18 protein-coding genes are annotated in these 22649 nt (G+C 71.6%); 4 read left to right on the top strand and 14 right to left on the bottom strand.

Annotated elements, in window-relative coordinates; translation table 11 throughout:
* Positions 1-40: 40 nt before the first annotated feature.
* Positions 41-1678: a beta-N-acetylhexosaminidase gene (locus AMK29_RS04480; protein ID WP_073807711.1), complete on the top strand. Its 1638-nt coding sequence runs from the start codon at positions 41-43 to the stop codon at positions 1676-1678.
* 72 nt (positions 1679-1750) lie between these two features.
* Here AMK29_RS04480 and AMK29_RS04475 read toward each other — a convergent pair whose 3' ends face one another.
* The 9 genes from AMK29_RS04475 to AMK29_RS04435 form a co-directional block, all read right to left on the bottom strand.
* Positions 1751-3529, bottom strand: coding sequence for an IucA/IucC family protein (locus AMK29_RS04475; RefSeq protein ID WP_073807709.1), 1779 nt, complete (start codon positions 3527-3529; stop codon positions 1751-1753).
* On the bottom strand, positions 3526-4056 hold the full coding sequence (locus tag AMK29_RS04470) for a GNAT family N-acetyltransferase (protein WP_073807707.1): 531 nt from the start codon (positions 4054-4056) through the stop codon (positions 3526-3528). The genes AMK29_RS04475 and AMK29_RS04470 overlap by 4 nt, the downstream gene beginning before the upstream one ends.
* Positions 4053-5345, bottom strand: a complete 1293-nt coding sequence (locus AMK29_RS04465) for a lysine N(6)-hydroxylase/L-ornithine N(5)-oxygenase family protein (protein WP_073807704.1) — start codon at positions 5343-5345, stop codon at positions 4053-4055. Before AMK29_RS04465 ends, AMK29_RS04470 begins: the two co-directional genes overlap by 4 nt.
* A complete protein-coding gene (locus tag AMK29_RS04460; protein WP_073807702.1) occupies positions 5332-6771 on the bottom strand; it encodes a pyridoxal phosphate-dependent decarboxylase family protein in 1440 nt (479 codons plus the stop codon). Before AMK29_RS04460 ends, AMK29_RS04465 begins: the two co-directional genes overlap by 14 nt.
* Before the next feature lie 157 nt (positions 6772-6928).
* The gene (locus tag AMK29_RS04455) at positions 6929-7780 is read right to left on the bottom strand and encodes a siderophore-interacting protein (RefSeq protein WP_073807696.1); all 852 of its coding nucleotides are present in this window, start codon (positions 7778-7780) and stop codon (positions 6929-6931) included.
* Positions 7781-7937: 157 nt separating this feature from the next.
* Positions 7938-9098, bottom strand: a complete 1161-nt coding sequence (locus AMK29_RS04450) for an acyl-CoA dehydrogenase family protein (protein WP_073807694.1) — start codon at positions 9096-9098, stop codon at positions 7938-7940.
* An 8-nt stretch (positions 9099-9106) separates the two neighbouring features.
* Entirely contained in the window at positions 9107-10042 is a 936-nt protein-coding gene (locus tag AMK29_RS04445; protein WP_073807691.1) for a hydroxymethylglutaryl-CoA lyase, read from the bottom strand.
* Positions 10039-11979: an acetyl/propionyl/methylcrotonyl-CoA carboxylase subunit alpha gene (locus AMK29_RS04440; protein WP_073807689.1), complete on the bottom strand. Its 1941-nt coding sequence runs from the start codon at positions 11977-11979 to the stop codon at positions 10039-10041. Before AMK29_RS04440 ends, AMK29_RS04445 begins: the two co-directional genes overlap by 4 nt.
* Positions 11980-11993: 14 nt before the next feature.
* Complete coding sequence (locus AMK29_RS04435) at positions 11994-13601, bottom strand: carboxyl transferase domain-containing protein (RefSeq protein ID WP_073807686.1); 1608 nt, start codon at positions 13599-13601, stop codon at positions 11994-11996.
* Positions 13602-13688: 87 nt separating this feature from the next.
* Here AMK29_RS04435 and AMK29_RS04430 point away from each other — a divergent pair, with 87 nt between their 5' ends.
* Positions 13689-14291 carry an SACE_7040 family transcriptional regulator gene (locus AMK29_RS04430; protein ID WP_073807683.1) on the top strand — a complete coding sequence of 201 codons (603 nt, stop codon included), beginning with the start codon at positions 13689-13691 and terminating at the stop codon, positions 14289-14291.
* Positions 14292-14346: 55 nt separating this feature from the next.
* Here AMK29_RS04430 and AMK29_RS36930 read toward each other — a convergent pair whose 3' ends face one another.
* Complete coding sequence (locus AMK29_RS36930; RefSeq protein ID WP_241845090.1) at positions 14347-16512, bottom strand: eCIS core domain-containing protein; 2166 nt, start codon at positions 16510-16512, stop codon at positions 14347-14349.
* 193 nt (positions 16513-16705) lie between these two features.
* Here AMK29_RS36930 and AMK29_RS04420 point away from each other — a divergent pair, with 193 nt between their 5' ends.
* Positions 16706-17476: a phosphatase gene (locus AMK29_RS04420; RefSeq protein WP_073807681.1), complete on the top strand. Its 771-nt coding sequence runs from the start codon at positions 16706-16708 to the stop codon at positions 17474-17476.
* Between the two features lie 128 nt (positions 17477-17604).
* On the opposite strand, the gene AMK29_RS04415 is transcribed toward AMK29_RS04420, so the two are convergent.
* The 4 genes from AMK29_RS04415 to AMK29_RS04400 all read right to left on the bottom strand — a co-directional run bounded on the left by AMK29_RS04415 (position 17605) and on the right by AMK29_RS04400 (position 21876).
* The gene (locus AMK29_RS04415; protein ID WP_073807678.1) at positions 17605-18552 is read right to left on the bottom strand and encodes a cation diffusion facilitator family transporter; all 948 of its coding nucleotides are present in this window, start codon (positions 18550-18552) and stop codon (positions 17605-17607) included.
* Between the two features lie 21 nt (positions 18553-18573).
* On the bottom strand, positions 18574-19446 hold the full coding sequence (gene tesB, locus AMK29_RS04410) for an acyl-CoA thioesterase II (RefSeq protein ID WP_073807675.1): 873 nt from the start codon (positions 19444-19446) through the stop codon (positions 18574-18576).
* A 5-nt stretch (positions 19447-19451) separates the two neighbouring features.
* On the bottom strand, positions 19452-20609 hold the full coding sequence (locus tag AMK29_RS04405) for an acyl-CoA dehydrogenase family protein (protein ID WP_073807672.1): 1158 nt from the start codon (positions 20607-20609) through the stop codon (positions 19452-19454).
* Positions 20610-20685: 76 nt separating this feature from the next.
* Complete coding sequence (locus tag AMK29_RS04400) at positions 20686-21876, bottom strand: helix-turn-helix domain-containing protein (RefSeq protein ID WP_073807669.1); 1191 nt, start codon at positions 21874-21876, stop codon at positions 20686-20688.
* A gap of 163 nt (positions 21877-22039) precedes the next feature.
* Here AMK29_RS04400 and AMK29_RS04395 point away from each other — a divergent pair, with 163 nt between their 5' ends.
* Positions 22040-22645 (top strand): hypothetical protein, encoded by a 606-nt coding sequence (locus AMK29_RS04395; protein WP_073807666.1) that lies wholly within the window; start codon positions 22040-22042, stop codon positions 22643-22645.
* The last annotated feature ends 4 nt before the right edge of the window (positions 22646-22649 follow it).

Here is a 22649-nt window from a genome sequence, read left to right as displayed (position 1 = left end):
TCGACAGGACGACGGACGTGTTGATCAACCGAAGGGGACCATGCCTGTGAGACAGAACCTACGGATTCATCGCCTCATCGGATCCCTGCTCCTGGTCGCTGCCGCCGGAGTCGCCTGCGGCGAGTCCGCCGCCGACACCGGCCGCGGCGACGGAAAGCGCGCCGCCGCCGAACCCGAGGTCCGCCCCCTCGGCCGCATCGTGCCCGTACCCGCCTCCGTCACCCCCGGCGGCGAGCCCTACGCCCTCACCGCCACCACCCGCATCGGCGTGGACGGCACCTCGGGCGACACCAAGGCCATCGGCCGCTACCTCGCGGGCCTCCTCCGCCCCGCCACCGGCTTCCCGCTGCCCGTCGTCGACGACGCCGCGGCCGTCGGCGGCATCCGCCTCCGGCTCAGCCCCGGCGACACCGCGCTCGGCGAGGAGGGCTACCGGCTCCGCTCCGCGCCCGACGGCCTCACCCTCACCGCCCGCGAGCCCGCCGGCCTCTTCCGCGGCGTCCAGACGCTGCGCCAGCAGCTGCCCTCCGCCGTCGAGCGGGACTCCGTCCAGCCGGGCCCCTGGAAGATCGCGGGCGGCACGATCACCGACACCCCGCGCTACGCCTACCGGGGCGCCATGCTCGACGTCGCCCGCCACTTCTTCACCGTCGACGAGGTGAAGCGGTACATCGACCAGCTCGCCCTCTACAAGATCAACACCCTGCACCTCCACCTCACCGACGACCAGGGCTGGCGCATCGCCGTCGACTCCTGGCCCCGGCTCACCGGCCACGGCGGCTCCACCGAGGTCGGCGGGGGCCCCGGCGGCTACTACACGAAGGAGGAGTACCAGGAGATCGTCCGGTACGCCGCCTCCCGCTACCAGGAGGTGATCCCCGAGATCGACATGCCCGGCCACACCTTCGCGGCCCTCGCCTCCTACGCCGAACTCAACTGCGACGGCATCGCGCCGCCCCTCTACACCGGCATCAAGGTCGGCCTCAGCTCCCTGTGCGTGCCCAAGGAGATCACGTACGACTTCGTCGACGACGTCATCCGGGAGATCGCCGCCCTCACCCCCGGCCGCTACCTCCACATCGGCGGCGACGAGGCCCACTCCACCCCCCACGCCGACTACGTCGCCTTCATGGACCGGGTGCAGCCGGTCGTCGCGAAGTACGGCAAGAAGGTCGTCGGCTGGCACCAGCTGACGAGCACCACCCCCGCCGAGGGCGCCCTCGTCCAGTACTGGGGCCTCGACCGCACCCCCGCCGCCGAGAAGGAACGGGTCGCCGCGGCCGCGCGCAACGGCACCGGCCTGATCCTCTCGCCCGCCGACCGCACGTACCTCGACATGAAGTACACCAAGGACACCCCGCTCGGCCTCGCCTGGGCCGGGCACGTCGAGGTCCGCGAGTCCTACGACTGGAATCCGGCCACCTACCTGCCCGGAGTCCCGGAGGGCGCCGTCCTGGGCGTCGAGGCGCCGCTGTGGACGGAGACCCTGGCCACCACGGCCGACCTCGACGTCATGGCCTTCCCGCGCCTCCCGGGCGTGGCCGAACTGGGCTGGTCCCCGGCGGAGACCCACGACTGGGACACGTACAGGACCCGCCTCGCGGAACAGGCCCCGCGCTTCGACGCGATGGGCATCACCTACTACCGGTCACCGCAGGTGCCCTGGCCGGGGGAGTAGGACCCCGGGCGCAGATGTGAGCCCCGCCGGAGGACCGTACTCCGGCGGGGCTCACATCGGTTCGGGGGAAGGTCAGGCGAAGCGGGCGATCGGGTTCACCAGGTCGCCGACCAGCTGCAGGGCCGCCGACGGGTCGGACAGGTCGACCATCTGCCTGTTGTTGCGGAGCTGGAGGCGGTTGAGGGCCGACAGGGCGAAGGTCTCCGCGAACATGTCGTACCGGGCGAAGCGGTCCGCCAGCTCAGGCTTCGACGCCTCGTAGCCCCGGACGCACTCCGCCACCGTCCGCCAGAAGTCGTCCTCGTCGAGGACGCCCTCCGCCGCGAGCGTCGCCGCCAGGAAGCGGAAGAAGCAGTCGAAGACGTCCGTGAAGACCGAGAGGAGCTTCATCTCCTCCGGGATCTCCGCACGGACCCGCTCCACCGCCGGCGGCAGGACCGCCGTCGGGTCCATGACGACGATCTCCTCGGCGATGTCCTTGAAGATCGCCCGCGCCACCGCGCCCCGCTCGTCGAGGACCAGGATCACGTTCTCGCCGTGCGGCATGAACGCCAGGTCGTACGCGTAGAAGCTGTGCAGGACCGGCAGGAGGTAGGCGTCCAGGTAGCGGCGCAGCCACGCCGTCGGCTCAAGGCCCGACTCCTTGATCAGCGCGCCCGCGAACGACGCGCCCGCGTGGTCCACGTGGAGGAGCGAGGCCATCGTCGCCAGGCGCTCGCCCTCGGCGAGGGTCGGCACCGGCGACTCGCGCCAGAGCGCGGCCAGCATCTTGCGGTAGGGCGAGTAGCGGTCGGTCGCGGCCTCGTACTCCAGGTGCCGGTAGCCGACGGCCGCCCGCTCACGGATGATCGAGAACCGGGCCGACCGGAAGGTCGCGTCCGACTCGATCAGGGTGTGCAGCCAGTCGTTGATGGCCGGCGTGGCCTCCATGTACGCGGCCGACAGACCCCGCATGAAGCCCATGTTCAGGACCGAGAGGGCCGTCTTCACATAGTGCTTGGCCGGGTCCGAGGTGTTGAAGAACGTACGGATCGACTGCTGCGCCAGATACGTGTCGTCGCCCTCGCCCAGGTACACCAGGCGCTGCTGCGCGACCTCGGCGGCGAAGGTGACCGACAGCTTGTTCCACCACTGCCAGGGGTGCACCGGCATCAGCAGGTAGTCGGCGAGGTCCAGGCCCCGCGCGGCGAGGACCGCGGCGAAGCCGTCCACCGTCGCGTCGCCCAGCTCGGCACGGACGAACGTGTCGTACTCGATGTCGGCGCCCGCCGTGAACGTGGTGCGGTCGCGGTGGGCCGCCAGCCAGATCAGGTGGATGTCGCTCGCGGCCTCGGGGGCGTACGCGCGGAACTCGTCGACGCCGAAGCCGAGCCGCCCGTTGTTGGCGACGAAGCAGGGGTGGCCCTCGGTCATCCCGGTCTCGATCGCCTGGAAGCCGGCGTGGGCCAGCTCGGCGGAGGTCACCCGCGGTTTGGTCGACTTGTAGGCCGTGCCGGCGAGGGTGGAGGAGATCTCCTCCAGGTACACCGGCAGGACCTCGTCACTGAGACCGAGGGAGCCGCGCAGCTCCGTGATGAACTGGAGCGCGTCGAGCGGGAGCTGCTCGTCCCCGCGGTGGCGGCTGATCGACTCGGCGTAGACCTGCCAGTGGTCCAGGGCGAACCGGTCCGCGGTGAAGCGGTACTCGGTCGTGCCGTCGTCGGCGAGGACCGCGTAGCGGCTCTCGCCCAGCTCGCGGGGGTCGAGGAGCCGCTCGTGGGCGAACTCGGCGAGACCCTTGCGGATCAGGGCGCGGTTGGCTTCGGCCCAGCGCTCGGGGGTGAGGTGGGCGACGGGGTCGGTGGCGCTCATACGGCGGCTCCCACGGCGGCCTCGAACTGGGCACGGGTGCAGAAGCTCAGCAGGGCCTTCTTCTCCGGCTTCTGGATCTCGCGCTCGGGCACGAAGCCGACGGCCTCGTTGAGCGCGTGGACGGCCTTGTTGGACACGTCGGGCTCGACGACCACCCGCACGGTGGCAGGGTCGGCGAACAGCTCGGCCATCACGGCGGTGATCACGGTCCGGGTGAAACCGTGCACGGGGGTGTCGGTGGGCGCGACGAGGAAGTGCATGCCGACGTCACCGGGCTGCGGCTCGTACAGGCCGACCAGCTCCAGCTCCGCGGGGTCGTACCGCTCCATCAGGAAGGACGGCACGCCGTCCACCAGGCCGATGAAGGCGTCGTGGTGCGGGTGGGCGGTGATGGCCGTGTACTCGCGCTCGACGTCCTGGAGCGTCGCGCCCTGCATCATCCAGAAAGCGGCTTTGGGGTGGGTGACCCAGGGATGGATCAGCCGGGCGTCCTTCGAGGGGTCGAAGGGACGTATCGATACGGTCATGCCGCGAACTCCTGGAAAGCGATGGTCTTCTCGACGGGGTAGTAGTCGTATCCCAGCATCGCCCCGATGATGTACGCGTTGCGGTACGCCCCCATGCCGAGGTCGGGCGAGGTGATCGAGTGGGTGTGCACGCCGGCGTTCTGCAGGAACACCCCGCGGCCGGTGGTGTCGATCGCGTAGTTGCGGGCCACGTCGAAGCGGCCCTGGCCGTCCCAGTTGAGGCGGTCGCGGACCGGCTCCAGGAACGCGGGGACGGCGTACTTGTACCCGGTGGCGAGGATCAGGCCCTCGGTGTCCAGGGTGAAGTCCTTCTCCTGCTCCTCCTGGCGGAAGCCGAGGGTGTACGTGCCGCTGGTGTCGTCGTACGCGGCGGTGTGGAGCGCGGAGTTGGTGAGGAGCCGGGTGGGCACGGGGCCGTTCAGGTTCTTCTGGTAGAGCAGGTCGAAGATGGCGTCGATCAGCTCGCCGTCGATGCCCTTGAAGAGGCCCTTCTGCTGGGTCTCCAGGCGGTAGCGGGTCTGCTCGGGCAGCGCGTGGAAGTAGTCCACGTACTCCGGGGAGGTCATCTCCAGGGTGAGCTTGGTGTACTCCAGCGGGAAGAAGCGCGGGGAGCGGGTCACCCAGTTGAGCCGGTAGCCGTGGACGTCGATCTCGCTGAGGAGGTCGTAGTAGATCTCGGCGGCGCTCTGGCCGCTGCCGATCAGGGTGATGGACCGCTTCTTCTGCAGTTCGGCCTTGTTCGGGAGGTAGCGCGAGTTGTGGATCAGGTCGCCGCCGAGGCCCTGGCAGCTCTCGGGGACGTACGCCGGGGTGCCGGTGCCGAGGACGAGCCGACGCGAGCGGAACGTTTCTCCGGCCTCGGTGGACACCTCGTACACCTCGGCGGCCTCGTCGAAGGTCACGGACGCGACGGTGGTGGAGAAGCGGACCGAGGAGAGCTTCCCGGCGGCCCAGCGGCAGTAGTCGTTGTACTCCGTCCGCAGCGGGTAGAAGTTCTCCCGGATGTAGAACGAGTACAGCCGGCCCTTCTCCTTCAGGTAGTTCAGGAAGGAGTACGGGGAGGTCGGGTCGGCCATGGTGACCAGGTCCGACATGAACGGCGTCTGGAGGTGGGCGCCTTCGAGGAACATCCCCGAGTGCCACTCGAAGTCCGGCTTCGACTCGAGGAAGAGGCCGTTCAGCTCGTCGATCGGCTCGGTCAGGCAGGCGAGCCCGAGGTTGAACGGACCGAGCCCGATGCCGATGAAGTCGTGGATCCCAGAGGTCTCGGGGGTCTCAGGCGTGGACAAGGTTCTCTCCCAGGTACTGCTCGGCGTGGCCGGCGATCAGATCGAGGACGGCGGCGATGTCGGCCGTGGTCGTCTCGGGGTTGAGCAAGGTGAACTTGAGGTACTGGCGGCCGTCGACCTTGGTGCCGGCGACGACCGCCTCGCCCGAGGCGAACAGGGCCTTGCGGGCGTGCAGGTTGGCCCGGTCGATGTCCTCGGGGGAGGTGACGGCCTCGGGGATGTAGCGGTAGACGAGGGTGGAGAGCTGCGGCTCGACCACGACGTCGTAGCGCGGGTCGGCGGCGAGCAGCGCGAAGCCCTCGGCGGCCAGGTCGCAGACCTCGTCGAAGAGCTGCCCGACACCGTCGGCGCCCATCACGCGCAGGGTCATCCAGAGCTTCAGCGCGTCGAAGCGGCGGGTGGTCTGGAGCGACTTGTCGACCTGGTTGGGTATCTGCTCGGCGACCGTGCGGAGCGGGTTCAGGTAGTCGGCGTGGTAGGTCGCGTGGCGCAGGGTGGCGCCGTCGCGGACCAGGATCGCCGAGGAGCTGACCGGCTGGAAGAAGGACTTGTGGAAGTCGACGGTGACCGAGTCGGCCCGCTCGATGCCGTCCAGGAGGTGGCGGCGGGTCGGTGAGGCGAGCAGTCCGCAGCCGTAGGCGGCGTCGACGTGCATCCAGGCGCCGTACTCGTCGGCCAGGGCGGCGATCTCGGGCAGCGGGTCGATGGAGCCGAAGTCGGTGGTGCCGGCGGTGGCGACGATCGCCATCGGGACGAGGCCCTCGGCGCGGCAGGCCGCGAGCTCGGCGGCGAGGACGACGGACTGCATCCGCTTGTTCCGGTCGACCGGGATCGAGACGACGGCGTCGTTCCCGAGGCCGAGCAGCGTGGCCGACTTCTGGACGCTGAAGTGGCTGCACTCGGAGGAGAAGATCCGGAGCCTGGACAGGTCGTCCGTCTTGGCCTCCTCGCGGGCGAGGAGCAGGGCCTGGAGGTTGGACTGCGTACCGCCGCTGGTGAACACGCCGTCGGCGGCCGGGCCGAGGCCGATGCGGCCGGTGGTCCAGTCGATGAGCTTGCGCTCGATCAGGGTGCCGCCCGCGCTCTGGTCCCAGGTGTCGAGCGAGGAGTTGACCGCCGAGAGGACGGCCTCGCCGAGGACGGCGGGGATGACCACCGGGCAGTTGAGGTGGCCCAGGTAGCGGGGGTGGTGGAAGTAGACGGCGTCGCGGAGGTAGACGCTCTCCAGCTCGTCCAGGGCGGCGGTGGAGTCGCCGAGCGGCCGGTCGAGGTCGACGGCGTCGATGACGGGGCCGAGCTCGGCGGGCGTCACACCGGTGAACGGGGTACGCGTCGAGGCGAGTTTGGCCGCCACGCGCTCGACTCCTTCGGTGACGGAGCGGCGGTAGCTCTCCGCCGTGGCGTCATTGAGCAGGTGCGAGCGCATGTGGGGGGCCTCCGGACAGCAGAGAGGGGCGAGGGGGCGATGCGTTGTTAGGTTAGCCTAACCTAACAACGCATCGCAACGTCCCCTCGCCCCCTCAGGTCGCAGTGGGTGAACGGAAGTTGAACGCGAGGGCGGAGGTGACGGAGCGCGGGAGCGCCTACGCGTCTTCCTGCGTCTCGTCCGGGACCTCGCGCAGCGCGTCCTCGGACAGCCCCTTGCGCCAGTAGCCGACGAACGTCACCCGGCGGCGGTCGAGCCCGAGGTCACGGACGAAGTGCCGGCGCAGCGCCTTCACCGACCCGGACTCGCCCGCGATCCAGACGTACGGCGCCTCGCCGGGCAGTTCGGTGCCGCGCACCGCGTCCACGGCGGACGGCGCCCCCTCCTCCTGTACGAGCCAGGTGACGGTCGCGTCGGCCTGGGTCGACAGCTCCATGCGGTCGCCGGAGTACGGGACTTCGAGGAACACCTGGGCGCGGGTCTCCGCCGGCAGCCACTCCAGGATCGCGGAGGCGGCCGGCAGGGCCGTCTCGTCCGCCCAGATCAGGACGGAGTCGGCGTCCTCGGGCAGCTGGAAACGGACGCCGGTGTTCTCGGCGATCGCGGGGCCGAGCACGACCACCCGGTCACCCGGCTGGGCCTGGGCGGCCCAACGGCAGGCGGGGCCGCCGTCCTCGTGGAGCGCGAAGTCGATGTCGACCTCGTTCACCGGCTCCGTGCGCTGCTCGCGGACGGTGTACGAGCGCATGACGGCCCGCTCGTCGTCGGGCATCGCGCGCCAGGCGCCCAGGATCGCGTACATGTCCGGGTCGTCCAGCGGGGGCAGGACGGGCGCGTCCTGGCCGGGGTGCGGCAGGAAGAGGGAGAGCGACTGGTCGCGGCCGCCGGCGGCGAAGCCCTTCAGGTCGTCCCCGGTGAAGGTGACCCGGACCAGGGACGGGCCGAGCCGCCGGGTCCGGTCGACCTGGAGGCGGAAGAACTGGAAGGGGGCGGTCTCGGCGTGCGTCATGGGGCAGGACACCTTTGCGGTACGGGCGAGGGTCGCTCCGAGGGGAGTCGAAGGTAGGTTAGCCTAACCTCATGACGGAGGGTAAGGGCAGGGGCCGGACAGGACCGGGCCCGCCGCCCCCGGAGGGGACGACGGGCTCCGTGTACGGCGGACGTCCTCAGGCCTGGAGGCCCAACTCCCTCGCGATCAGCATCCGCTGGACCTCGCTCGTGCCCTCGCCGATCTCCAGGATCTTCGAGTCGCGCCACATCCGGGCCACCGGGTACTCGTTCATGAAGCCGTAGCCGCCGTGGATCTGGGTCGCCTCACGGGCGTTGTCCACGGCCACCGTGGAGGAGTACAGCTTCGCGATCGCCGCCTCCTTCTTGAACGGCTCGCCGAGGACGAGCCGCGAGGCCGCGTCCCGCCAGCCGATCCGCGCCATGTGGGCCCGCGTCTCCATGTCGGCGATCTTGAACTGGATGGCCTGGTTGTCACCGATCGGCCGTCCGAAGGCGTGACGTTCCTTCGCGTACTTCACCGACTCGTCGACACAACCCTGCGCGAGGCCCGTGGCGAGCGCCGCGATGGCGACCCGGCCCTCGTCCAGGATCCGCAGGAACTGCGCGTAACCACGACCCTCCTGGCCCAGCAGGTTCCCCACCGGGACCCGGACGTCGTCGAAGGACAGCTCACGGGTGTCCGAGGCGTTCCAGCCGACCTTCGAGTACGGGGCGGCGACCGTGAACCCGGGGGTGCCGGACGGCACGATGATGGAGGAGATCAGCGGACGCCCGTCGAGCTTGCGGCCGGTGACCGCCGTGACCGTCACCAGACCCGTGATGTCCGTACCGGAGTTGGTGATGAAGCACTTCGAACCGTTGATGACCCAGTGGTCGCCGTCGCGGACGGCGGTCGTACGGGTGCCGCCCGCGTCCGAGCCGGCGCCCGGCTCCGTCAGGCCGAACGCGCCGAGCATCTCGCCGGCGGTCAGCTTCGGCAGCCACTCCCGCTTCTGCTCCTCGGTACCGAAGAGGAACACCGGCATCGCGCCGAGCGAGACACCCGCCTCCAGGGTGATGGCGACGGAGGAGTCGACCCGGGCCAGCTCCTCCAGCGCGATGCCCAGCGCCAGGTAGTCGCCGCCCATGCCGCCGTACTCCTCGGGGAACGGCAGCCCGAACAGGCCCATGCGGCCCATCTCGCGGACGATCTCGTACGGGAACTCGTGCCGCTCGTAGAAGTCGCCGATCTTCGGCGCCACGACGTCGTGCGCGAACGCCTCGACGGTACGGCGGAGTTCCTGGTGCTCTGCGGAGAGCCGGTGGTCGAGGGACATGGGTTTCGTCACTCCTTGTGGGAGAGGGCGCGGACGGTACGGGAAGGGCTGGGCCGGCCCAGCTGTTCGGCCATCCACACGCTTGTGGCGGTGAGGGCGGCCAGATCGACGCCGGTCTCGATGCCGAGACCGTCGAGCATCCACACGAGGTCCTCGGTGGCGAGATTTCCGGTCGCGCTCTTCGCGTACGGGCAGCCGCCGAGGCCGCCCGCGGAGGCGTCGACGGTGGTCACCCCGTGGCGCAGGGCGGCCAGGGTGTTGGAGAGGGCCTGGCCGTAGGTGTCGTGGAAGTGCACGGCGATACGGGAGGTGGGGACACCGGCCTCATCGAGCGCGGTGAGCAGCCGGGTGACGTGCCCCGGGGTCGCGACCCCGATGGTGTCCCCGAGGCTCAGCTCGTCGCACCCCATGTCGGCCAGCGCCCTGGTGACCCGGACGACCTGCTCGACCGGGACGGGACCCTCCCAGGGGTCGCCGAAGCACATCGACAGATAGCCGCGGACCCGGAGGCCCGCCTCTATGGCGCGGGTGACCGTCGGCGCGAACAGCGCGAGGGCCTCGTCGACGGTCCGGTTGAGGTTGGCCTTCGCGAAGGACTCGGTGGCGGAGGCGAACACGGCGACCTCACGGACGCCGAGGGCCAGCGCCCGGTCCAGACCGCGCTCGTTCGGCACGAGGGCCGGGAGGCGCACGGGCAGGTCGCGGACGAGCGGGAACAGCTCCTCCGCGTCCGCCAGCTGGGGCACCCACTTCGGGTGCACGAAGCTGGTCGCCTCGACGGTGGAGAGCCCGGCGGCGGCGAGCCGCCGGATGAACTCCGCCTTGACGACGGTCGGGACGGCCACCTTCTCGTTCTGCAGCCCGTCCCGGGCGCCGACCTCATGGATCCGGACCCGGGCGGGCAGCCCGGGATCGGTCACGGTCATGGGCAGGCCGGTGCTCATGCGCCCTCCTCTGCGGCCTCACGGGGGGCCACCACGGCCAGGATCTGGTCCATGGCGACGGTCGTGCCGGGCGTGACGTCCAGCTCGGTGACGGTGCCGGCGTGCGGGGCGGAGATGACGTGCTCCATCTTCATCGCCTCGACGACCAGCAGACTCTGCCCGGCCTCCACCTCGTCCCCGACCGCCACCTTCACGACGGTCACGGTCCCGGGCATCGGCGCGGCGAGCGTGTCGGCCCCACCGTGCCGTGCGCCGGAGAGCGCGGCCTCCACCGGGTCGTGGTCGAGGACGTGCCAGGAGTCGCCGTCACGGCCCAGCCAGGCGCCGCTGCGGTGGAACTGATGGGTGATCCCCTCCACGGTGACCGTCACCGTCGCGTCCGTGACCCGGGCGCCGTCCGGCGCCTCGACCAGGACCGGCTCGTGTCCCGGGATCCGGAGGGGGAACGGCAGCGGAGCCGGACGGCCGCCCAGACGCCAGCCGGTCGGCGCCGAGAACGGGTCGGCCCAGCCGTCCCGCGTCACCGGGGCCAGCCCCGCGAGCCGTACGGCGGCGGCCGCCGCGTACACCTCCTCCGGGACGTCCTGCGGGACCAGGCCCTCCACGTCCCGCTCCACCAGGCCCGTGTCCAGGGCGCCGGAGACGACGTCCGGGTGGGCCAGCAGCCGGCGCAGGAAGCCCGCGTTCGTCGGGACGCCCAGGGTGACCGTGTCGGCGAGGGCGGCGCGCAGCTTGCGAAGGGCCGTGGGGCGGTCCTTCGCGTGGACGATCACCTTCGCGAGCATCGGGTCGTAGAGGCTGCCGACCTCCGTGCCCTCGCTCAGGCCCGAGTCCGTACGGACCCCGTCCCCCTCCGGCTCCCGCAGCGCCAGGACCGTACCGCCCGACGGCAGGAAGCCCCGGGAGGGGTCCTCCGCGCACAGCCGGGCCTCGATCGCCCAGCCGTCCAGACGGATGTCGTCCTGCGCGAAGGGCAGCGGCTCGCCCGCCGCCACCCGCAGCTGCCACTCCACCAGGTCGACACCGGTGATCAGCTCCGTCACCGGGTGCTCGACCTGGAGACGGGTGTTCATCTCCATGAAGTAGTACGAGGCGGGGTCGCCGCCCGGCACGATGAACTCGACCGTGCCCGCGCCCACATAGCCGCAGGACCGCGCCGCCTCGACCGCAGCCGCGCCCATCGCCGCCCGGATCTCCGGGGTGAGCAGGACGCTGGGTGCCTCCTCGATGATCTTCTGGTGGCGTCGCTGGAGCGAGCACTCCCGCTCACCCAGGTGGATCACGTTCCCGTGGGAGTCCGCCAGGACCTGGATCTCGATGTGCCGGGGGCGGTCGATCCACCGCTCCACGAGCAGCGTGTCGTCACCGAAGGAGGAGCGGGCCTCACGGCGGGCCGCCGCGATCTCCTCGTCCAGGACCGCCAGGTCCCGGACGAGCCGCATGCCCTTGCCGCCGCCACCGGCGCTCGGCTTCAGCAGCACGGGCGCGCCCAGCTCGCGGGCCGCCTCGGCCAGTTCGGGATCGGCCGCGCCCGGCACGACCGGCACGCCCGCCGCCTTGACCGTCTCCTTCGCCCTGATCTTGTCGCCCATGAGGGAGATCGCGGAGGCCGGAGGGCCGATGAAGACCAGGCCGGCATCCGCGCAGGCCTGGGCGAAGCCGGCGTTCTCCGCGAGGAACCCGTACCCGGGGTGGACGGCCTGCGCGCCGGTGCGCCGGGCGGCGTCGAGCAGCGCCGGGACGGACAGGTACGACTCGGCGGCCGGCGGCGGGCCGATCCGTACCGCCGTGTCCGCCTCCCGCACGTGCCGGGCGTCGGCGTCCGCGTCGCTGTACACGGCCACCGAGCGCACGCCCATCGCCCGCAGCGTGCGGATGACACGGACGGCGATCTCACCCCGGTTGGCCACGAGGACGGTGTCGAACATGCTCTGCATCTCCTGGGGGCCCCTCACATCCGGAAGACGCCGAACTGGGGGTCACCCAGGGGCGCGTTGGCACAGGCGGTCAGGGCGAGGCCGAGGACCTGCCGGGTCTCCAGCGGGTCGATGACGCCGTCGTCCCAGAGCCGGGCGGTCGCGTAGTAGGCGTTGCCCTGGCTCTCGTACTGCTCGCGGATCGGGGCCTTGAAGGCCTCCTCCTCGTCCGCGCTCCACCCGTCGCCGAGCTGGTCGCGCTTGACGGTCGCGAGGACCGAAGCGGCCTGCTCGCCGCCCATGACCGAGATCTTGGCGTTGGGCCACATCCACAGGAAGCGCGGCGAGTACGCCCGGCCGCACATCGAGTAGTTGCCCGCGCCGTACGAGCCGCCGACGACGACCGTCAGCTTCGGCACCCGGGTGGTGGCCACGGCCGTCACCATCTTGGCGCCGTGCTTGGCGATACCGCCGTGCTCGTACGCCTTGCCGACCATGAAGCCGGTGATGTTCTGCAGGAAGACCAGCGGGATCCCGCGCTGGTCGCACAGCTCGATGAAGTGCGCGCCCTTCTGGGCCGACTCCGCGAACAGGATGCCGTTGTTGGCGACGATCCCCACCGGGTGCCCGTGGATCCGGGCGAAACCGGTGATCAGCGTCTGCCCGTACTCGGACTTGAACTCCTGGAAACGGGAGCCGTCCACGACCCGGGCGATCACCTCGCGCACGTCGTACGGGGTGCGGGAGTCCACCGGCACCGCCCCGTACAGCCCGTACGGGTCGACCTTCGGCTCCTCGACCGGCTCCACCGACCACGGCAGCGGGCCGCGCTCCGGGAGCGTGGCGACGATGTTCCGCACGATCCGCAGGGCGTGGGCGTCGTCCTCGGCCAGATGGTCGGTGACGCCCGAGATCCGGGAGTGGACCTCGCCGCCGCCCAGCTCCTCGGCCGTGACGACCTCGCCGGTCGCCGCCTTCACCAGCGGCGGACCGCCCAGGAAGATCGTGCCCTGGTTCCGTACGATCACGGCCTCGTCGCTCATCGCCGGGACGTACGCGCCGCCGGCCGTGCACGAGCCGAGGACCGCCGCGATCTGCGGGATGCCCGCGCCGGACATCCGGGCCTGGTTGTAGAAGATCCGGCCGAAGTGCTCGCGGTCCGGGAAGACCTCGTCCTGCATCGGAAGGAAGGCACCGCCCGAGTCGACCAGGTAGAGGCAGGGGAGACGATTCTCCAGCGCCACCTCCTGGGCCCGCAGGTGCTTCTTCACCGTCATCGGGTAGTACGTGCCGCCCTTGACGGTCGCGTCGTTCGCCACGATCACGCACTCGCGTCCGCTGACCCGGCCGATACCGGCGATGACCCCGGCCGCCGGGGCCTGGTCCCCGTACATGCCGTGCGCCGCGAGCGGGGCCAGCTCCAGGAAGGGCGAACCCGGGTCGAGAAGGGTGTCCACCCGGTCCCGGGGCAGCAGCTTGCCACGCGCGGTGTGCCGGGCCCGGGACTTCTCACCCCCGCCCAGCGCGGCCGCCGCGAGCTTGGCGCGCAGGGTCGCGGCCAGCTCGTGGTGCGCCGCCTCGTTCGCCTGCCAGGCCGCCGAGGCGGGATCCGCCGCACTCGTCAGCACAGGTGCCTGCTGCATCCCTCGAGCTCCCTTGCTCGGTTAATGAGCGTTAACGTATGACGCTCAGGTTAACGACCGCTAACCGGGTTGTCTAGAATCGAATCCATGACCACGAGCCCGACCCCGACCGCCACCGGCAGGACCGCTGCCACCACCCGGCGCGAGCAGATCCTCAAGGAGGCCGCGCGCCTCTTCGCCGAGCGCGGTTTCCACGGCGTGGGAGTCGACGAGATAGGGGCCGCCGTCGGCATCAGCGGCCCCGGCCTCTACCGCCACTTCCCCGGCAAGGACGCGATGCTCGCCGAGCTCCTCGTCGGCATCAGCGAGCGGCTCCTCGACGGCGGCCGGCTGCGGGCCGGCGCGACCACCGGCGACCCGGAGGCCCTGCTCGGCTCCCTCATCGACGGGCACATCGACTTCGCCCTCGACGACCGGCCGCTCATCACCCTTCACGACCGCGAGCTCGACCGGCTCAAGGACGAGGACCGCAAGCGGGTACGGCAGCTCCAGCGCCAGTACGTCGAACTGTGGGTCTCGGTGGTGCGCGAGCTCTACCCGGACGCCGACGAGTCGGAATCGCGGACCGCCGTCCACGCCGTCTTCGGGCTCCTCAACTCGACCCCGCACCTCGCCGCCCTCGGCCGGGGCCCCATGGAGGAACTCCTGAGGCGCCTGGCCCACGGGGCGTTCGGGGCGCTCGCGGCCTAGGAGGCGGGCCTAGGGGGCGGGCCTCTCGTGGGTGCGGGCCGCGGCGCGCGGGGCCTCACAGCCCGACATCGGCCGCCACGCCGGCTTCGTCGTCGCTCTCCGCTTCCCCGATCGTCGTCTCGATGAAGTGCCGGATCTGGTTCTCCACGGCGTTCTGCAGATAGGTGAACTCGGACTCCGTGATCGTCCCGCGAGACGCGTCCATGATCTGCCGGTGCAGGGGTTGCAACCCGTGCGGGCTCCTGATGCCGATCTCGTAGCTGATCCAGTCCGCCATCAGCGGCGCGCCGCCCAGGATGTCGAGCGCGTCGGGGTCCCCCTGCTCCGGCGCGTCCCGCATGATCGCCCGGGTGCGCAGTTCGATGCCGAAGCCCTCGAGGCTCAACTGGCGGACGTAGCGGCGCAGTCCGATCTCCATCGCCAGCTGCTCCGTGTTCACGGCATTGGTGCCGATGACGAGGTTCTCCGGGATGTTCGGCCCGCTGTCGCCGTCGCCGATCAGATGGCACCACTCGTACTTGGCCAGCACGCCGGGCCGTCCCCCCATGGAGCCCGCGGCGTCGACCCAGTCGTGCGCCTGCGTCCCGGCCATGGCCTGGGCGGTGCTCCGCCTTCCCGTGCGCCGGTCGTCGAGGGGCGGCCTCGATATGCCGACCTGCTCGCGTGCGGACCCGACCAGGCCGGCCATGGCGTAGTTCTGATCGAACGCGGACGGGGCCAGGAACCGGCGCTCGTCGTCCAGGAAGCGGTCGTCGGCCCGCTCCTCCTCGACGTGGAAGACGAAGGGCTCCGTGTCGCTCGTGGGAAGCGGGACGAAGCCCGTGGCGTGCGGTTCGAGCTGGTCTCTCCGGTCCAGTCCGTAGATCTCCGCGGCGTCGCGGGCCGCCTGAGCGGAAGGCCAGGGGAAGGCGGGATTGAGGGACCAGCGGTGGTCGAACATGTACGTCCGCCCCTGTGACCCCCTTCCGTTCGACCTCGGGGTCTGCGAGACGACGCGGAAGAGCAGCTGTGGATTGACGTACGTGGGGGACTGCGCGTCGTTGATCAGCTGGATCTTGTAGTTGAAGTACACCGAGTGGAACTGGGCGATGTGGCTGGTCTGCAGAGGGCCGTTGCGGGTGCCCGTGCGGGGCGGGACCCAGCCCGCCTCGCGGTACACGGTGATCGTTCCGGTGGTGTCGACGGCCCCGGGATGAGCGGCGGCCTCAGGCATGGACCGCTGGGCACCCTCGCACTCGGCGGGGACGACGAGTTCTCTTAGCTCCTCCAAGGCCGCCGCCTGCGCCTGGCGTGCCTGTTCCTCGGCCCGTGGCCGGCTCGTCTGGGTGGGGGTCCAGTTCAGGTCGAACGAGCCGAGGGAGGCGAAGGAGGACCCCTGGGAGGCCTGGCTGCTGAAGCTGTCCGTCTGACTCGGCGCGCCGCCGACGGTGGACTGGCTCCCCATGGAGACGTCCCCGTCGTCGTCGACACGGTTGCCGAAGCCGCCGTTCCACAGGCGCTGGACGGCACCGTCGGCGGCCGTGGCGGGGCCGGTCGTGGCGGCGGGGCCGGGTGCGGCGCGGTCGGACGCGGTCCGGTCCGGTGCGGCGCGGTCCGGTGCCGGTGCGGGGGACCGCATGACCCGCACCGCGTTGGCCTCCGCCTCGCGCTCGAACCGGTCGGAGGGATCGCTCACCCTCAGGCCCGAGCCGTCATCGGTCCCCGCGACGGGCCCCTGCCGCTGCTGGATGACGTGCGTCAACTCATGGGCGAGGGTGTGCGCGTCGCCACCGCCGTCCCCGATGACGACATGGGCGCCCGACGTGTAGGCGCGCGCTCCCACCTCCGCCGCGGAGGCCCGAGCGGCACCGTCGTCATGGACGCGGACGTCGGAGAAGTCCGCACCGAGGCGCGCCTCCATGTCCGCGCGCGTGGCGTCGTCGAGGGGGCGACCCGGGGTGCGCAGCACGTCGTGGACCGTGGAGCGCTGCACCGAGGGCTGTCCCGGCCCATGGCCGCACCCCGCCCCGTGGCGGTGCTCGTCCGTCCCTTCGTCCGGTCGCGGTCCCCCCGCCCAGGGATGCCCGGCCCGGCGGAGCATCTGGACGACCGCGGCGTTTCCGGCGAGGCCCTGGAGCGCGCGGAGGTCCGCGAGCCCCGTCCGCGCCGCGGCCTCCGGCGTACGCTCCGGCGTGCGGCCGCCGCCGCTCCTGGTCGGCTCGGGGTTCTCGTTGCTGCGCAAGGAAGCCTCTTTCGGCGCGGAGTTACGGGCTTCCTCTGGATACGCGGAGGGGGCGTGCGAAGCCAGGCGCCGAGGGGCAGACCCTTCTGTCCGTACGGGCAGACCGGATTTCCCGACCGTGTCGGAGGACGCGCGGGTCCACGGTGCGGAACCGGTTGCCCTCCGCACCCGGGGCTCGGACAGAATGAGACCCATGCCGATACTCAGCCGCGCCGCCCTTGTCGAGCACCTCGTCCGCACCCGGATCGCGGGAGACGTCGCCACCCCGCGCGACAACAACCTCTCCCACTACCGCAAGCTCGCCAACGGCGACCGGCACTACTGGCTCGGCCTCGAGCTCGGCGACCGCTGGACCGACGAGCAGGACGTGCTCGCCGTGATGGCCGAGCGCTGCGGCGTCATCGACGACCCGGCCCACCGCGCCGGCCAGGACACCATCGACCCCGAGCTCACCGTCGACGGCCTCGACCGGATGGCCGCCCGCCTCCGCAAGGCCGCCGCCGCCAAGGAGCGGGTCCTCTTCGCCACCGGCCACCCCGGCGCGCTGATCGACGTCCACAGCCGGGTCGCGGCGGCGCTGCGCGCCCAGGGCTGCGACATCGTCCGCATCCCCGGTGGGCTCGTCGCCGACGAGGGGTACGTCGTGCAGTTCGCCGACGTCGCCGTCTTCGAGCGCGGCGCCAGCCTCTGGCACACCCACTCCCCGGAACCGATGAACGCGATCCTCGACGGGCTCGGGGAGGACGGGCGGCCGGACCTGGTGATCGCGGACCACGGGTGGGCCGGGCGGGCGGGGCAGCGGGGGATCGACTCCGTCGGCTACGCGGACTGCAACGACCCGGCGCTCTTCATCGGAGAGGCGGAGGGCACGATGCAGGTGACGATCCCCCTGGACGACCACGTCCTGGACCCCCGCTTCTACGAACCCCTGACGGCCTACACCTTGAACGCGGCGGGCTTGTAGCGAAGCCGGAGGCGGGCCGGGGCCCGCACCCCCGGGGCCTGCGGCCGCCCGCCCCGGGCCCGTGTGGGCATTCGTCCCTCCCCCAGACTCCGTCCGGGGGGACCCCCAGGGCGGGACGGGTGGGCACCTCATCGGCCCGGGGTCGGGTCCAGGTAGACGCGGTGGATCGACGGGAAGCGGTCGTGGAGGCGCGTCTCCGCCAGGTCGCACGCCCGCTCCACCTCCCCCGCCGACGAGACGTCCCGGAAGTCGACCTTCGCCGCGACCAGCACCTCCCCCGGCCCCTGGATCAGCGTCGTCAGGTCGAGCACGTCGACGACGTGCGGGACGGACAGCAGCTCCGCGCGGACCGCGTCCCGCATCTCCCGCGGCAGCGGTCGGCCGATGAGGAGTTCGGCGTTGGACCGGCCGAGCACCCAGGCCACGTACACGAGCAGCACGCCGATGAGGATCGACGCGACACCGTCCCAGACGCTCGATCCGGTGATCTGGCCGCCGAGGAGCCCGCCCGCCGCGAGCATGAGTCCGGCGAGGGCGGCGGAGTCCTCCATGACGACCGCCTTGACGGTGGTGTCGGCGGTGAGCCGCATGTAGCGGGCGAAGGGCGCCCGGGTCCGCTCCGCCTCGGCCTTGACCTGCCGCACCCCGGTCCGCAGCGAGAAGCCCTCCAGGACGAAGGCGACGGCGAGGACCACGTACGAGATCAGCGGGTCCCCGAGCTCCTCGCCGTGGGCGAGGGTGTGGATGCCGTCGTAGACGGAGAAGACCGCGCCGCCGACGAAGGTGGCGACGGCCGCCAGCATCGCCCAGACGTACAGTTCGGCGGCGTGCCCGACCGGATGGTCCTCGTCGGCCGGCTTCTCGCTCCGCTTGAGCGCGGTGAGCAGCATGACCTCGGTGACCGTGTCGGCGAGCGAGTGCGCCGCCTCCGACAGCATCGCGCTCGATCCGCTGACGACGCCCGCGACGGCCTTGGCGGCGGCGATCCCGAGGTTCGCCACCGCCGCCACGATCACGGTGACGGTGCTCTCCCCGTTCCCCGCATCCTTCGCGTCCTCTGCGTCCTCTGCGTCCATGACATCGGACGGTATGTCCGGTCAGGAACGGGGGACGCGAACGACACCCTCCTGGATGACGGAGATCGCGAGCTTCCCGTCCCGCGTCCAGATCCTGGCCTGGCCCAGGCCGCGCCCGGCGGACGCGGACGGCGACTCCTGGTCGTACAGGAGCCATTCGTCGGCCCGGAACGGCCGGTGGAACCACATCGCGTGGTCCAGCGAGGCCCCGACCACGTCCCCGAGGGCCCAGCCGCCCCGTCCGTGGGCGAGCAGGACGGAGTCGAGCAGCGTCATGTCGGAGACGTACGTCGCCAGGCAGACGTGCAGCAGGTGGTCGTCGGCCAGCTTGCCGTTCGTACGGAACCACACCTGCGAGCGCGGCTCGCGCCGCTCACCGACGGAGCCCCAGGGCGGGGTGTCGGCGTACCGCAGGTCCACCGCGGCGCGCGCCTCGACGAGCCGGCTCGCGATCTCCTCCGGCAGGTGCCGGGGGAGCATCTCGGCAGCCGTCGGCAGCGATTCCGGGTCGGGCGCGTCCGGCATGCCGGCCTGGTGGTCGAGCCCCTCCTCGTACGCCTGGAAGGAGGCGGAGAGGTGGAAGATCGGCTGCCCGTGCTGGACGGCGACGACCCGGCGGGTGGTGAAGGAGCGCCCGTCGCGGATCCGGTCGACCGTGTAGACGATCGGCGCGCCGGGGTCGCCGGGGCGCAGGAAGTACGCGTGGAGCGAGTGCGCGAGACGGTCCTCGGGCACGGTCCGGCCCGCCGCCACCAGCGCCTGGGCGGCCACCTGGCCGCCGAAGACGCGGGGGACGAGCGCGGAGCGGGACTCTCCCCGGAAGATGTCCCGCTCGATCCGCTCCAGGTCGAGCAGATCGAGCAGGGCGTCAAGGGGGTCGTGCGGTTCGGGCACCTGGACTACAGGCCCATCGACTTGGCGATGATCGACTTCATGATCTCGCTGGTGCCGCCGTAGATGCGGTTGACGCGGTTGTCGGCGTACAGGCGGGCGATCGGGTACTCGTTCATGTAGCCGTAGCCGCCGTGCAGCTGGAGGCAGCGGTCGATGACGCGGTGCGCGACCTCGGTGCAGAACAGCTTGGCGCTGGCGGCCTCGGCGGGGCTGAGCTCACCCGCGTCCAGGGCCTCCAGGGCGCGGTCGGCGACGGCCTCGGCGGCGTCGACCTCGGCCTGGCACGCGGCCAGCTCGAACTTGGTGTTCTGGAAGTGGGCGACCGGCTTGCCGAAGACGGTGCGGTCGGTCACGTACTGCTGGGCGAACCGGACGGCGGCCTTGGCCTGCGCGTAGGCGCCGAAGGCGATGCCCCAGCGCTCGGAGGCCAGGTTGTGGCCGAGGTAGTAGAAGCCCTTGCCCTCCTCGCCGAGGAGGTCCTCGACGGGCACCTTGACGTCGACGAAGGCCAGCTCGGCCGTGTCGGAGGTGCGCAGGCCCAGCTTGTCCAGCTTGCGGCCGATGGAGTAGCCCTCGGACTTGGTGTCGACGGCGAAGAGGGAGATGCCGAAGCGGCGGTCGTCCTCCGACGGGGCGGAGGTGCGGGCGCAGACGATCACGCGGTCGGCGTGGACGCCACCGGTGATGAAGGTCTTGGAGCCGTTGAGGACGTAGTGGGTGCCGTCCTCGGAGAGCTTGGCGGTGGTCTTCATGCCCGCGACGTCGGAGCCGGTGCCCGGCTCGGTCATCGCGAGGGCCCACATCTCCTCACCGGTGACGAACTTCGGCAGGTAGCGCTTCTTCTGGTCGCCGGTGGCGAGCATCTTGATGTACGGCAGGGCGAGCAGGACGTGGACGCCGGAGCCGCCGAACTGGACGCCCGCGCGGGAGGTCTCCTCGTAGAGGACGGCCTCGAACTTGTGGGTGTCCAGGCCCGCGCCGCCGAACTCCTCGGGCACGTTGATGCCGAAGACGCCCAGCTCGCCGAGCTTGCCGTAGAACTCGCGCGGCGCCTGGCCGGCGGCGAACCAGTCGTCGTAGACGGGGACGACCTCGGCCTGGATGAAGGCCCGGATGGTCTCCCGGAACGCCTCGTGGTCCTCGTCGAATACGGTACGGCGCACGGTGCGACTCCTCCGGTGTGCTTGCCCAGTTGTCTAAGCGCTTGCTCAGTCTGTCGTCAACGAAGTTACCCATCGGTCACCCGCCCTGTCCAGACTTCTCGCCTGTGATCCAGGCCCGCCCCACGGAGTCGTACCCGTACACGGGCCGTCCCTTCGCCCCGCTCGTCCGGAAGGGCAGGCCGTCCTCGTCCCCGATCCGGACCGTGCCCCGGCGCCCCTCCGAGCTCCACTCCAGCTCCAGGTACCAGCGGCAGTCGCACCCCGCCGCCCCCGCGAAGACCAGCAGCTCCTCCGGCTCGGCGGCGCTGACCGCGTACGGGAAGGAGACCGCCGGGAGCGTCCGGCCCTCCTGCCCGGAGGCGTCGTACCCGTCCAGCGCCCGCGCCACCGGCCGCGGCCGGTCCAGGTCCACCTCGAAACGGCGCGGGGTCACCGCCCCGCCGCACCCGTCGTCCATCCGGTACGCCGCCCACGGCAGCGGCGCGCCCCGCTCCACCACCCGCACGTGCAGCGCCTGGAGCACCACCGCCGCCGCGCTCTTCCCCTGCACCGACACCCGCACCAGCGTCTCCCCGCCGTCCACGGCCCCCTGCGCCGCCGCCCAGCTCCGCGCGTCGGCCGACTCCGGCGGGGGAGGGGGCGTCCGCTCCACGAGGTAGGTGTGCCCGCACCCGTTCTTCCAGAGGTGCGAGGCGACCGTCCACGTCAGCGGCGCCGGTGGCTCGGCGGCCGGCTCCCGGGTCTTCCCGGGCAGGAGTACGGCTCCGAGCGTTACCGTCCCCACGACCGCCAGCGCCCCGGCGACCACGCCCAGCCACCCCCACCGGCGCCTCCGCCGCCGGGGCGGGAGGCCCGGCACGCCCGCGCGCACGGGTTCCAGCTCGGGCTCGGACACGGGCTCCGGAGCCGGCTCGGGCTCAGGCGCCGGCTCGGGCTGCGGGGCCGGCTCCGGCGCCGGTTCCGGGCCTGACCCGGGCTCCGTGCCGGGCTCCTTGTCCTGCTTCGGCACCGGAGGGCGACGGGTGCGATCCGCGCGGCTCCAGGCCACCTCCAGGGCGCGCCGCTCCTCCTCGTCCGCCCCGCACAGCAGGGCGAGGCGGTCGACCACGGCGAACTCCTCCGGGACGGTCGCGCCGGAGCAGTAGCGGTGGAGGGTGGACGCGCTGACGCTCAGGCGCCGGCCCAGCGCCTCGTAACTGCGCCCGTCCCGCGCCTTCAGCCCGCGCACGAGCCGCGCGAACTCCTCGACGGCGGCGTCCTTCGGCATTCCATCCCCCTCGACCCTGCGTCCCACCCTTCACGTCCTTGCACGTCAGCGGGGGTGGAATGGTTCCGGGACGGATGGTGGGCGCGTCACCGTTGCGGGCGGCGGGCGCCGGACCGACGCTGGTGGAGCACTGACCGAACGACCCGACGGGGGATCCACCACCATGAACAAGCTCCGTACCGCACTCGCCACCGCCGCCGCTGCCGCCCTGGGCCTCGCGGCCCTCGCCACGGCCCCGGCGCAGGCCGCCGCCCAGCCCGCCTTCCTCGCCGCCTCCCAGATGCCGCCGTCCTCGACGCCGTGGACCGCCACCCAGGTCTTCAGCGGCGTCCCGGAGAACGGCGGCGTCCTCTGCGCCCCGTACAAGATCCCGGCGCAGAACACCCGCTACCGCGAGTTCAGCACCGAGCTCGACACCAACGGCGTCCAGGTCACCACCGTCGCCCGCACCGAGGCCGACGCCGTGAAGCTGGTCGACACCCTCCGCAAGGCCCTCGCCGGCTGCGGCCCCCTGCTTGAGCGGCAGAACCCCGGCCTCGACGCCGTCAGCGCGTACCACGGCAAGCTCGCCGTCGAGGAGGGCGCCTGGGTCTACAGCCTGGACACCGCCGACCCGCAGATCGGCATCACCGACATCCACCTCTTCTCCGTCGGCCGCGACGGCCGCACCGTCACCCTCGTCCGCTGGGGTCAGATGGGCGACTTCGAGGACGCCCCGCTGACCGCCTTCCGCACCACGACGAAGACCGCCGTCAACAAGCTCTACTGACCCA

This window comes from Streptomyces sp. CB02261 (assembly GCF_001905665.1).
Lineage (GTDB): Bacteria > Actinomycetota > Actinomycetes > Streptomycetales > Streptomycetaceae > Streptomyces.
This window is presented reverse-complemented; position numbering and strand designations above follow the sequence as displayed.